This is a genomic window from Agromyces sp. ISL-38, from assembly GCF_018613935.1.
Taxonomy (GTDB): domain Bacteria; phylum Actinomycetota; class Actinomycetes; order Actinomycetales; family Microbacteriaceae; genus Agromyces.
The window spans coordinates 518,451-531,144 of record NZ_JAGGPF010000010.1 but is presented as its reverse complement, the minus strand read 5'-3'; the positions used below and the strand labels follow the sequence as shown (position 1 = coordinate 531,144).

General features: G+C 68.5%; 10 protein-coding genes. 8 read left to right on the top strand and 2 right to left on the bottom strand.

Annotated features, from left to right (window positions below):
• Nucleotide 1: 1 nt before the first annotated feature.
• A complete protein-coding gene (gene sufB / locus J7E25_RS12695) occupies nt 2–1,420 on the bottom strand; it encodes a Fe-S cluster assembly protein SufB (RefSeq protein ID WP_129521186.1) in 1,419 nt (472 codons plus the stop codon).
• A gap of 258 nt (nt 1,421–1,678) precedes the next feature.
• Here sufB and J7E25_RS12690 point away from each other — a divergent pair, with 258 nt between their 5' ends.
• Complete coding sequence (locus tag J7E25_RS12690) at nt 1,679–2,617, top strand: COX15/CtaA family protein (RefSeq protein ID WP_308164547.1); 939 nt, start codon at nt 1,679–1,681, stop codon at nt 2,615–2,617.
• 27 nt (nt 2,618–2,644) lie between these two features.
• Nucleotides 2,645–3,244: a gamma carbonic anhydrase family protein gene (locus J7E25_RS12685; RefSeq protein WP_214870480.1), complete on the top strand. Its 600-nt coding sequence runs from the start codon at nt 2,645–2,647 to the stop codon at nt 3,242–3,244.
• Between the two features lie 18 nt (nt 3,245–3,262).
• On the opposite strand, the gene J7E25_RS12680 is transcribed toward J7E25_RS12685, so the two are convergent.
• A complete protein-coding gene (locus J7E25_RS12680; protein ID WP_214870479.1) occupies nt 3,263–4,183 on the bottom strand; it encodes a heme o synthase in 921 nt (306 codons plus the stop codon).
• Nucleotides 4,184–4,506: 323 nt separating this feature from the next.
• On the opposite strand from J7E25_RS12680, the gene tkt reads away from it, so the two are divergent.
• Genes tkt through pgl form a run of 6 tightly spaced genes read left to right on the top strand, consistent with a single transcriptional unit; the run spans nt 4,507 to nt 12,625 of the window.
• Nucleotides 4,507–6,597 carry a transketolase gene (gene tkt / locus J7E25_RS12675; RefSeq protein ID WP_214870478.1) on the top strand — a complete coding sequence of 697 codons (2,091 nt, stop codon included), beginning with the start codon at nt 4,507–4,509 and terminating at the stop codon, nt 6,595–6,597.
• Between the two features lie 26 nt (nt 6,598–6,623).
• Nucleotides 6,624–7,736 (top strand): transaldolase, encoded by a 1,113-nt coding sequence (gene tal, locus J7E25_RS12670; RefSeq protein ID WP_214870477.1) that lies wholly within the window; start codon nt 6,624–6,626, stop codon nt 7,734–7,736.
• Nucleotides 7,733–9,337, top strand: a complete 1,605-nt coding sequence (locus J7E25_RS12665; RefSeq protein ID WP_214870476.1) for a glucose-6-phosphate isomerase — start codon at nt 7,733–7,735, stop codon at nt 9,335–9,337. The genes tal and J7E25_RS12665 overlap by 4 nt, the downstream gene beginning before the upstream one ends.
• A gap of 17 nt (nt 9,338–9,354) precedes the next feature.
• Nucleotides 9,355–10,896, top strand: coding sequence for a glucose-6-phosphate dehydrogenase (gene zwf, locus J7E25_RS12660; protein WP_214870475.1), 1,542 nt, complete (start codon nt 9,355–9,357; stop codon nt 10,894–10,896).
• Complete coding sequence (locus J7E25_RS12655) at nt 10,893–11,858, top strand: glucose-6-phosphate dehydrogenase assembly protein OpcA (protein ID WP_214870474.1); 966 nt, start codon at nt 10,893–10,895, stop codon at nt 11,856–11,858. The genes zwf and J7E25_RS12655 overlap by 4 nt, the downstream gene beginning before the upstream one ends.
• The gene (gene pgl / locus J7E25_RS12650; RefSeq protein WP_214870473.1) at nt 11,855–12,625 is read left to right on the top strand and encodes a 6-phosphogluconolactonase; all 771 of its coding nucleotides are present in this window, start codon (nt 11,855–11,857) and stop codon (nt 12,623–12,625) included. The genes J7E25_RS12655 and pgl overlap by 4 nt, the downstream gene beginning before the upstream one ends.
• Nucleotides 12,626–12,694: the final 69 nt, after the last annotated feature.

The following is a 12,694-nucleotide window of genomic DNA, read 5'->3' as shown; positions in this document are numbered from 1 at the left end:
CTTAACCGACCGATCCTTCCATGCCCATCTCGATGAGCTTGTTGAGTTCCATCGCGTACTCCATCGGGAGCTCGCGGGCGATCGGTTCGATGAAGCCGCGCACGATCATGGCCATCGCCTCGTCTTCGGGCAGGCCCCGGCTCATCAGGTAGAAGAGCTGCTCCTCGCTCACCTTCGAGACCGTCGCCTCGTGGCCGAGCTTGACGTCGTCGACGCGGATGTCGATCGCCGGGTAGGTGTCGGAGCGGGAGATGGTGTCGACGAGGAGAGCGTCGCAACGCACGGTGTTGGCCGAGTGATGCGCGTTCGCATCGATGCGGACCTCGCCGCGATATCCCGCACGACCGCCGCCGCGGGCGATCGACTTCGAGACGATCGAGGACTGCGTGTACGGCGCCATGTGGATCATCTTCGCGCCGGCGTCTTGGTGCTGGCCCGGGCCCGCGAACGCGACCGAGAGCGTCTCGCCCTTGGCGTGCTCGCCCATGAGGAAGATCGACGGGTACTTCATCGTGACCTTCGAGCCGATGTTGCCGTCGATCCACTCCATGGTGGCGCCCTCGGCAGCGGTGGCGCGCTTGGTGACGAGGTTGTAGACGTTGTTCGACCAGTTCTGGATCGTCGTGTAGCGAACGCGGGCGTTCTTCTTCACGATGATCTCGACGACGGCCGAGTGCAGCGAGTCGGACTTGTAGATCGGGGCGGTGCAGCCCTCGATGTAGTGCACGTAACTGCCCTCGTCGGCGATGATCAGCGTGCGCTCGAACTGGCCCATGTTCTCGGTATTGATGCGGAAGTAGGCCTGCAGCGGGATCTCGACGTGCACGCCCGGCGGCACGTAGACGAACGATCCGCCCGACCACACGGCGGTGTTCAGTGCAGCGAACTTGTTGTCGCCCGCAGGGATCACGGTGCCGAAGTACTCCTCGAAGAACTCGGGGTGCTCGCGAAGTGCCGTGTCGGTGTCCATGAAGATGACGCCCTGGCGCTCGAGCTCTTCGTTGATCTGGTGGTAGACCACCTCGGACTCGTACTGGGCGGCGACACCGGCGACGAGGCGCTGGCGCTCCGCCTCGGGGATGCCGAGCTTCTCGTACGTGTTCTTGATGTCGTCGGGCAGGTCTTCCCAGGTCTGGGCCTGCTTCTCGGTGGAGCGAACGAAGTACTTGATGTTGTCGAAGTCTATCTCCGAGAGATCTGCGCCCCACGTGGGCATCGGCTTGCGCTCGAAGAGCTGCAGGGCGCGCTGACGGCGCTGGAGCATCCATTCGGGTTCGCTCTTCAGCGCCGAGATGTCGGCCACCACCTGGGGCGAGATTCCGCGTCGGGCTGATGCCCCGGCGGCGTCGGAGTCGGCCCAGCCGAACTCGTAGGTACCGAGTCCTTCGAGTTCCGGTCGGTCGATCAGTACGTCCGTCATGCTCTCCCTCTTCTCCTCCCGTGCAACCGGATATGAGTCCGGCTCATTCCCCTCGCGAGTCGAGGTGCTCGGGATCGGGCGATGATGTGCGGGTGGCTCCAGTGCGAACCTAAGATGGCTGGGAACCCGCATCGCGCATTGTCGCGCGCCTCGCGGGATACCCAACCCTTCAAGTCTATAGGGTCGCACTGCCGGTGGGTCAGTCCAGTAAGTACTCCCAGTACCGTCACAGCGCGCCCGGATCAGGATCGAACGAGCGTGAACCGCTTCACCGAGTGGCTGCCAGATCGAGTCGACGCGAAGATCCGCCTCGTGGCATGGCTCTCGTTCGTCGCAGAGACGATGATCATCGCCACCGGCGGCGCCGTGCGGCTGACCGGTTCGGGCCTCGGATGCCCCACCTGGCCCACCTGCACTCCCGACTCCCTGATCCCCACCGCGGAGCTCAATTACCACAGCCTCATCGAGTTCGGGAACCGCATGATGACGGGTGTCGTCGGCATCATCGCCCTCGTGCTCTTCGTGCTCGTCTGGCGCATCCGCGCCCAACGGCGCGACCTCTTCACCCTCGCGTTCATCGTCGGTGCCGGGGTCGTCGCGCAGGCGATCGTCGGTGGCATCACCGTGTGGACGGGCCTCAATCCGTTCATCGTCGGCTTCCACTACGTCTCCTCACTCGTGCTCGTGTGCGTCTCGGCGGCGTTCATCGCCCGGATGAACCAGTCCCCCGCGCCGCGCGAACGCGCCGTGCCGGATTGGTACGCCGCCCTGACCCATGCGACGAGCGGGGTGCTCGCGGTCTCGATCGTCTTCGGCGTGCTCACCACCGGCTCCGGCCCCCATTCCGGAGACGCCGACGCCGGTCGAACCGGATTCGACTCCGGGCTCCTCGAGCACGTGCACGCCTGGCCCGGCTACGCGCTGCTCGCGCTCACGCTCGTGCTCGTCGCTGCAGCGTTCCGGCTCCGCTTGCCGACGCTGCGCTGGGCGCTCGCGCTCCTCGCGGTCGAGCTCGTGCAGGTGGCCGTCGGGCTCATCCAGGCCCGCACTGGCCTGCCTCCCCTGCTCGTCGGCATCCACATGGTGCTCGCAGCCCTCACCGCCGCGGCCATGACGGTGGTCGTACTGCGGCTCAAGCGTCCCGCGGGCTCGCCGTATTCGCTGGCAGAGGCGCCGGCTGCGGCATCCGCTCGCTGACGCCCACGGCACGGAAAGGAACCCGCCTTGCGCATCGAACACCGAGGCGAACGGCCGCAGGTCGACCCGTCCGCGTACGTCGCGCCGACGGCGGTGCTCTCGGGCGCCGTGACGATCGGAGCGGGCGCCCGCATCCTCCACGGAGCGGTGCTCACCGCCGAGGACGGCGAGGTGCGCATCGGGGCGCGCGTCGTCGTCATGGAGCACACGCTCATCCGGGGCCGCGCGACGCATCCTGCCGTGGTCGGCGATGACGTCATGATCGGCCCGCACACACATGTCAACGGCGCGATCGTCGAATCCGAGGCGTTCATCGCGACGGGAGCCTCGCTCTTCCCGGGAGCGGTCGTCGGAGCCGGTGCCGAGGTTCGGATCAACGGCGTCGTGCAGGTCAACAGCCGAGTGGAGCCCGGTGCGGTCGTGCCGATCGGGTGGGTCGCCGTGGGCGACCCCGCCACGATCCTGTCCCCTGAGCGACACGATGAGATCTGGGCGATCCAGCGCACCCTCGACTTCACGGGCACCGTCTACGGCACTCCGGCGCCCTCGGGCATGCGCGAGATCATGCGGCGGCAGTCGGAGTACTACGGGGCGCACGACGCCGACGTCATCATCTCCGAGGAGTAGCCGCCGGCCGCGCGACCGTCAGAACGGCAGCAGCGGGTCGATCCCGATCGCGAGGAACACGAGCGACAGGTAGGCGATCGAGCCGTGGAACACGCGCATCGGCGACACCTGCTCGTGACGGATCGCGAGGCTGTAGAGGCGATGCGTCTCGGCGATGAACCACACGCCCGTGACGACCGCGACGGTGGAGTACACGAGCCCCATTCCGGCGATCGGGATGAGCAGGAGTGAGCATGCCACGGTCGCCCACGCGTAGAGGATGACCTGGAGGCCGACCTGTGCACGGCCGCGCACCACGGCGAGCATGGGCACTCCGGCGGCGGCGTAGTCGTCTTTGTACTTCATCGACAGCGGCCAGTAGTGCGGCGGGGTCCACAGGAAGATGATGAAGAAGAGGATGAAGGGCGCCCAGTCGAGGCTCCCGGTGACCGCCGCCCAGCCGATCAGCACGGGCATGCAACCCGCGACCCCGCCCCACACGATGTTCTGCGACGTGCGGCGCTTGAGGATCAGGCTGTAGAAGACGACGTAGAGCAGGATCGCCGCGAGTGAGAGCACGGCCGCGAGCCAGTTCGTGAAGAGCCACAGCCAGCCGATCGAGGCGGCGCCGAGCGCGTAGGCGAAGACGAGCGCCTGACGGTCGCTCAACTCGCCGGTGACGAGCGGGCGACCGCGCGTTCGCTTCATGAGCCGGTCGATGTCGCGGTCGATGTAGCAGTTGAACGCACCCGCCGAGCCGGCGCTCATCGCGCCGCCGATGAGGGTCGCGAGGAGCAGCCAGAGATCGGGCAGACCCTGCTGGGCGAGGATCATCGTCGGCGCCGTCACGACGAGCAGCAGCTCGATCACGCGCGGTTTCGTGAGGGCGAGGTAGGCGGCGAGCTTGCGCCGAGCGGTCGTCGCCGATCGTGCGCCACGGGTGTCTACGGCTGCCTGCATCGTTCCTCTTCCGGCGCGCGTGCAGGTTTCTGCGGACCTCGCGCGACCCCAGACGATTCTAGGCCATGCGCGTCATCCGGATGCTCCGGAGCCTCCCGAAACCTCACAATCTCAGACGCTCGCTGTGAAGTCACGCCCCGTCACAGAGCCTCGTCAAGTCCATATACTGAGGAAAGCGCGCCCGGCGGCGTGACCCGGGATCGCCGTTTTGTCAAGGCACCCGACCGGGTCGATCGCCAGGCGGAACCGCGCCGCAACGTCCTCGGCGGGTCGGGGGCAGATCGGTTGCCCGACGCCGTCACGATCGGAAGGAACAGCACCTCGTGGCACCTCTGCAATGGGAACCCCTCGACGACCGCGCGGTCGACACCGCCCGCGTCCTCGCGGCCGACGCCGTGGAGAAGGTCGGCAATGGTCACCCCGGCACGGCGATGAGCCTCGCTCCAGCCGCCTACCTGCTCTTCCAGAAGGTCATGCGCCGTGATCCGGCCAACCACGACTGGCTCGGTCGCGACCGTTTCGTGCTCTCGGCGGGCCACAGCTCGCTCACCCAGTACGTGCAGCTCTACCTCGCCGGCGACGGCCTCGAGCTCAGCGACCTCGAGTCGCTGCGCACTTGGGGCTCGAAGACGCCCGGCCACCCCGAGTACGGTCACACCGCGGGCGTCGAGATCACCACCGGCCCCCTCGGCCAGGGCCTCGCCTCGGCGGTCGGCTTCGCCTACGCCGCTCGCTTCGAGCGCGGTCTCTTCGACCCCGATGCCGCACCGGGCACGAGCCCCTTCGACCACTTCGTGTACGTCATCGCCGGCGATGGCGACCTGCAGGAGGGCGTTACCAGCGAGGCCTCCTCGCTCGCAGGACACCAGCAGCTCGGCAACCTCGTCGTGATCTACGACTCGAACCAGATCTCGATCGAAGACGACACGAACATCGCCTTCACTGAGAACGTGGGCGAGCGTTATGCGTCCTACGGATGGCACGTGCAGACCGTCGACTGGAAGGGCACCGGCGAGTACGTCGAAGACGTGCCCGCGCTCGACGCCGCGATCGCGGCCGCGAAGGGCGAGACGTCCAAGCCCTCCATCATCATCCTGAAGACGATCATCGGCTGGCCGAGCCCCGGCAAGCAGAACTCCGGCAAGATCCACGGATCGGCGCTCGGCGCCGCCGAACTCGCCGCGACGAAGGAGGTGCTCGGCTTCGACCCCGAGCAGAACTTCGTCGTCGACCCCGAAGTGCTCGAGCACACGCGGCGTGCCGGCGAGCGGGGTGCAGCGGCTCGCGCCGAATGGCAGCGCTCCTTCGACGAGTGGGCCGAGGCGAACCCCGACCGCAAGGCGCTGCTCGACCGGCTCGAGGCCGGAGAGCTTCCCGACGACATCGAATCCGTGCTGCCGAGCTTCGAGGGCGGCACCGAGGTGTCGACCCGCGCGGCATCCGGCAAGGTCATCAACGCCCTCGCCGGCGCGCTCCCCGAGTTCTGGGGCGGCTCCGCCGACCTCGCCGAGTCGAACCTCACGACGATCAACGGCGCGCCCTCGTTCATCCCCTCCGAGTGGTCGACGCACGAGTTCGCGGGCAACCCCTACGGGCGCGTGCTGCACTTCGGCATCCGCGAGCACGCGATGGGCGCGATCCTCAACGGCATCGTCCTGCACGGCAAGACGCGCGCGTTCGGCGGCACATTCCTCATCTTCAGCGACTACATGCGCCCGGCCGTGCGCCTGGCCGCCCTCATGAAGGTGCCCTCGATCTTCGTCTGGACGCACGACTCCGTCGCACTCGGCGAAGACGGGCCGACGCACCAGCCCATCGAGCAGCTGGCGACGCTCCGTGCGATCCCCGGCTTCACCGTGGTGCGACCGGCCGACGCGAACGAGGTCGCGCAAGCGTGGCTCGAGATCCTGAAGCGTCGCGACGCCCCGGTCGGCATCGCCCTCACGCGCCAGAACATCCCGGTGTTCGAGCGCGGCGACGGCGCGGCATCCGGCGACACCCTCGCCGCCGCCTCGAACCTCGCGAAGGGCGCCTACGTGCTCGCCGATGCACCGTCGGGCACGCCCGACGTCATCCTCATCGCCACGGGATCCGAAGTGCAGCTCGCACTCGGCGCGCGTGACGAGCTCGCTGCCGACGGCATCGAGGCTCGAGTCGTCTCCGCCCCGAGCCTCGAATGGTTCGAGGAGCAGGATGCCGCCTACCGCGAGTCGGTGCTGCCATCGGCCGTGACGGCACGAGTGTCGGTCGAGGCCGGCATCGCACTCACCTGGCAGCGCTACGTCGGCGATCGGGGCCGCAGCGTCTCGATCGATCACTTCGGCGCATCCGCCGACTACAAGACCCTGTTCCGCGAGTTCGGCATCACGACAGAAGCCGTCGTCGCCGCCGCGAAGGAATCGCTCGCGTCCTGACGCGAGCACGAAGGAGAAACACCCTCATGTCAAGCAACACCCCAACCGCCGCGCTCTCCGAGGCCGGCGTCAGCATCTGGCTCGACGACCTGTCGCGTCAGCGGATCGTCTCCGGCGGGCTCGAGCGGCTCATCGCCGAGCGTGACGTCGTCGGCGTGACCACCAACCCGACGATCTTCGCCGGCGCGCTCGCGAACGGCGCCGCCTACGCCGAGCAACTGCACGCCCTCTCCATCGCAGGCGCCGACGTCGACACCGCAGTGTTCGAGATCACGACCGACGACGTGCGCGACGCCGCCGATCACTTCCGCCCGGTCTACGACCGCACCGGCGGATACGACGGCCGCGTCTCGATCGAGGTCGCACCCGGCCTCGCCCACGACACGGCAGCGACCATCGAGCAGGCCAAGGAACTGTGGGCGAAGGTCGACCGGCCGAACGTCATGATCAAGATCCCCGCGACGATCGCCGGGCTCGACGCGATCACCGAGACGATCGCCGCCGGCATCAGCGTCAACGTCACGCTGATCTTCAGCCTCGACCGCTACCGCGAGGTCATCGACGCGTACCTCACCGGCCTCGAGCGTGCGCGGGCGGCCGGCATCGATCTCGGCACCATCCACTCCGTCGCATCGTTCTTCGTCTCTCGCGTCGACACCGAGATCGACAAGCGACTCGTCGCCATCGGCACCGATGAGGCGCTCGGGCTCAAGAGCAAGGCCGGCGTCGCGAATGCGCAACTCGCCTACGAGCTCTTCGAGCAGGTCTTCGCCGACGAGCGTGCAACCGCGCTGCTCGCCGGCGGTGCGAACCGTCAGCGTCCGCTGTGGGCCTCGACCGGCGTGAAGGACCCGTCGCTCTCCGACACCCTCTACGTCACCGAGCTCGTCGCCCCCGGCGTCGTCAACACGATGCCCGAGAAGACCCTCGAGGCAACCTTCGACCACGGCGAGATCGTCGGCGACACCGTCACCGGTGCCTACGCCGAGGCGGGCGCCGTGCTCGACGCGCTCGCCCGCGTGGGCGTCGACTACGACGACGTCACCGCACTCCTCGAGCGCGAGGGCGTCGAGAAGTTCATCGTCTCGTGGAACGAACTGCTCGACACCGTCCGGGGCGCGCTGGAGGCAGCAGCATGAGCTTCCGCATCTCGGTGAGCGGGGCCGCGGCCGATGCCGTGCGCCGCACCGTGCCGGGCCTCGTGGCCGACTATGTCGCAAGCGGCATCACGGGTCTCGACGCCGCACTCTGGGGACCCGAGGCCGAAGACGAGGCCTCGAAGCGACTCGGCTGGACCGAGGCAGTCGCGATCTCGCGGCCGCTCGTTCCCGAGATCGTCGCGCTCCGCGAGAGCCTCCGCGCCGACGGCGTCGACCACATCGTCCTCGCCGGCATGGGCGGTTCGTCGCTCGCCCCAGAGGTCATCACGCGCACCACCGGCGTGCCCCTCACCGTGCTCGACTCGACCGAGCCCGGGCAGGTGCGCGCTGCGCTCGCCGACCGGCTCGCGTCATCCGCTCTCGTCGTCTCGTCGAAGTCGGGCTCGACCGTCGAGACCGACAGCCAGCGCCGGGTCTATGAGCAGGCGTTCCGCGATGCGGGCATCGATCCCGTCTCGCGCATCATCGTGGTCACCGACCCCGGTTCGCCGCTCGACGAATCGGCGCGCGCCGCGGGCTACCGCGTGTTCAACGCCGACCCCAACGTCGGCGGGCGCTACTCGGCGCTCACCGCATTCGGCCTCGTACCGTCGGGGCTCGCCGGCGTCGACATCGCCGAGCTCCTCGACGAGGCCGAGACGATCGAGCTCTCGCTCGCCGTCGACACCGAGGACAACCCCGGCCTGGTGCTGGGTGCGGCCATGGCTGCCACGGCACCGCTGCGCGACAAGCTCGGCATCATCTCCGACGGCACGCACATCGTCGGGTTCGCCGACTGGGCCGAGCAGCTCATCGCCGAGTCGACGGGAAAGAACGGCACCGGCATCCTGCCCGTCGTGCTCGACGTCGACGCGCCCGAACTCGGCGCCGACCTCCCCGACCTGCAGGTCGTGCGGCTCGTCCGCGACGCGGGCGACCACGTCTTCGGGCACGACAACACCGGAGAGATCCGCGTCTCGGGCACGCTCGGCGCGCAGTTGCTCGTCTGGGAGTACGCGACCGTCGTCGCGGGCCGCATCCTCGGCATCAACCCCTTCGACCAGCCCGATGTCGAGTCGGCGAAGATCGCCGCTCGCGGACTCCTCGACTCGCGGCCCGAGCCCGCCCCGGCGGCGTTCGTCGCCGACGGCATCGAGGTGCGCGGCACTCCCGAGGTCATCGGCGCGGCGAGCGATCTCGTCTCGGCGATCGATGTGCTGCTCGAAGAGCTGCCGGCGAACGGCTACATCTCGGTGCAGGCCTACGTCGACCGCGTCGCACATCCCGAGCTCGCGCGCCTCCGCGACGCGCTCGCCGCGCGATCCGGCCGCCCTGTCACGTTCGGCTGGGGCCCCAGGTTCCTGCACTCGACCGGTCAGTTCCACAAGGGCGGCCCCGCCGTCGGCGTGTTCCTGCAGATCACGCAGGCCGCCGCCGACGACCTCGAGATCCCCGAGCGTCCGTTCACCTTCGGCCAGCTGATCGCCGCACAGGCGTCGGGCGACGCGAGCGTGCTCGCAGAGCACGGCCGGCCCGTGCTCACGCTCACGCTCACCGAGCCGCAGGCGAACATCGCCACGCTCTTCGACGCCGTCGGCTGAGAGCCGGAAGGAACCGCATGGAACCGGCCCCGATCACCGCGCAGCACAATCCGCTGCGCTCCCCGAAGGACTACCGGCTGAATCGCATCGCCGGCCCCTCGAGCCTCATCATCTTCGGCGTCACGGGCGACCTGTCACGCAAGAAGCTCATGCCCGCGGTCTACGACCTCGCGAACCGGGGCCTGTTGCCGCCCGGCTTCGCACTCGTCGGCTTCGCGCGCCGCGAATGGGCCGACGAGGACTTCGAGCGGGTCGTGCACGACTCGGTGAAGCAGTACGCCCGCACGGAGTTCCGTGAAGACGTCTGGAAGCAGCTCGCCCGCGGCATCCGCTTCGTGCAGGGCGATTTCGACGACGACGCGGCATTCGACCGACTGCGTGAGGTCGTCGCCGAACTCGACGAGAAGCGCGGCACGATGGGCAACCACGCGTTCTACCTGTCGATCCCGCCGAAGTCGTTCCCGCTCGTCACGGAGCAGCTCAAGCGATCCGGACTCACCGAGCAGAACGGCGACCAGTGGCGCCGCGTCGTGATCGAGAAGCCATTCGGGTCCGACCTGCAGACGGCGCGCGAGCTCAATGACGTCGTCGCCTCGGTGTTCCCACCCGACTCCGTGTTCCGCATCGACCACTATCTCGGCAAGGAGACGGTTCAGAATATCCTGGCGCTCCGGTTCGCCAACCAGCTCTACGAGCCGATCTGGAACGCGAACTACGTCGATCACGTGCAGATCACGATGGCGGAAGACATCGGGGTCGGCGGCCGAGCCGGCTACTACGACGGCATCGGCGCGGCTCGCGACGTCATCCAGAACCACTTGCTGCAACTGCTCGCGCTCACCGCCATGGAGGAGCCCATCTCCTTCGAGGCGAGCGACCTCCGCGCCGAGAAGGAGAAGATCCTCGCCGCGGTGCGACTGCCCGAAGACCTCGCCACCGGCACCGCGCGCGGACAGTACGCGGGCGGCTGGCAGGGAGGCGAAGAGGTCATCGGCTTCCTCGACGAAGACGGCATGAACCCCGAGTCGACCACCGAGACCTACGCGGCCATGAAGCTGACGATCGGCACCCGTCGATGGGCCGGCGTGCCGTTCTACCTGCGCGCGGGCAAGCGACTCGGCCGCAGGGTGACCGAGATCGCCGTCGTCTTCAAGCGCGCACCCCAGCAGGTCTTCGCCGCCAGCCAGACCTCGCAGCTCGGGCAGAACGCCCTCGTCATCCGGGTGCAGCCCGACGAAGGGGTTACCATCCGCTTCGGCTCGAAGGTGCCCGGCGCCGGCATGCAGGTGCGCGACGTGACGATGGACTTCGGCTACGGCCACGCCTTCACCGAGGCGAGCCCCGAGGCCTACGAACGCCTCATCCTCGACGTGCTGCTCGGCGACCCGCCGCTCTTCCCGCGTCAGGAGGAGGTCGAGCTCTCCTGGAAGATCCTCGATCCGATCGAGGAGTTCTGGGAGACCCAGGGTCAGCCGGAGCAGTACCGCCCCGGCACATGGGGGCCCGCCTCGGCCGATGAGCTGCTGCAACGCGACGGACGAAGCTGGAGACGCCCATGATCGTCGATCTGCCCGACACCACCACGAGCCAGGTCTCGAAGACCCTCGTGAAGATTCGGGAAGAGGGCGGCGTCGTTGCGCTCGGCCGAGTCCTCACGCTCGTCATCGCCACCTCCCCCGGCGCCGAGGAGGAGGCCATTGAGGCCGCCAACGACGCGTCCCGCGAACATCCGATGCGCGTGATCGTGGTCTCACGGGAGCCGGGCACCGAGACCTCAGCGGTCGAGCCGCGGCTCGATGCCGAGATCCGCGTGGGCGGCGACGCCGGCGCGAGCGAGGTCATCGTGCTTCGAGCGTGCGGCGACGCGGCCAGCGACGAGGAGAGCCTCGTGATGGGCCTGCTGCTGCCCGATGCGCCCGTGGTGACCTGGTGGCCCGGCGCCGCACCCGAGGTTCCCGGGCGTTCACCGCTCGGTCGCATCGCGCACCGCAGGATCACGGATGCCTCGACGCAGCCCGATCCCCAAGCCGCCCTGCACAATCTCGCCTCGAGCTACACTCCCGGCGACGCGGACTTCGCGTGGACTCGCCTGACGCTGTGGCGCGCGCAACTCGCAGCCGTGCTCGACCAGCCGCCATACGAGCCCGTCACGGAGATTCACGTGACGGGGGCGATCGACTCTCCCTCGACGACGCTGCTCGCCGCGTGGCTGAAACTGGAGCTCTCAGCTCCGACCTCCTACGAGTTGACGAGCGTCGAAGCCGGTTCGCACGGAATTCACGGCGTGCGACTCGGGCGAGATGGCGGCGCCATCGAGCTCGTGCGCGACGTGCCCGGCATCGCGACGCTTCGTCAGCCCAGCCAGCCGGTGCACGATCTCGCCCTTCCGCGACGCAATCTGCGCGACTGCCTCGCCGATGAGCTCCGACGCCTCGACCCCGATGAGCTGTACGGTGAAGTGATCACGAGTGGGCTCGCCCTGCTCGCCGACGCCGACGCCGGAGGAGGCCGCGCAGCATGACGAATGAGCGCCGCGTGCTCGTGCACCCCGACAAGGCCTCGCTCGCCGGAGCCGTGGCGGCGCGATTCATCACGAAGACGCTCGATGTCCTCGACGCGCAACCGGTCGCACACATCGTGCTCACCGGCGGCACGATGGGCGCCTCAGTGCTCGAGGCGGTCGCCTCGTCCCCCGCCCACACGTCGGTCGACTGGTCACGCGTGCACTTCTGGTGGGGCGACGAGCGGTGGGTTCCCACCGGAGATGCGGAGCGCAACGACGCACAGTCGCGAGCCGCGCTGCTCGACCGGCTCGAGCTACCGGCGGCGAATGTGCACCCGTTCCCGGCCTCCGATGACGGCATCTCGCTCGACGAGGCCGCCGACGTCTATTCGGCCGAACTGGCCGCGCACGGCGCCGACGGCCTGCCGCATCCGGTGTTCGACATCACGTTCCTCGGCGCCGGCCCAGACGGGCACATTGCCTCGCTGTTCCCGCACCGATCGGGAATCCAGGTCACCGACCGCACGGTGATTCCAGTGCGGAACTCGCCGAAGCCGCCGCCCGAGCGACTGAGTCTCACGCGACCGGTGTTGAACGCCTCGCAACGAGTCTGGATCGTGCTCGCAGGAGCCGACAAGGCATCAGCGCTCGGCCTCGCCCTCGCCGGTGCCAGCCGCGACGAAGTGCCTGTCGCCGGCATCAAGGGACGCCGACGCACGGTGTTCTTCGTCGACCGTGAAGCGGCAGCCGAAGTTCCCGAGTCGCTCATCGCGCCCGACTACTGAACCCGTTCGTCGCAGACATGAAGCAGGGCCGGCCACTTGGCCGGCCCTGCTTCATGTCTGGTGCGCGTT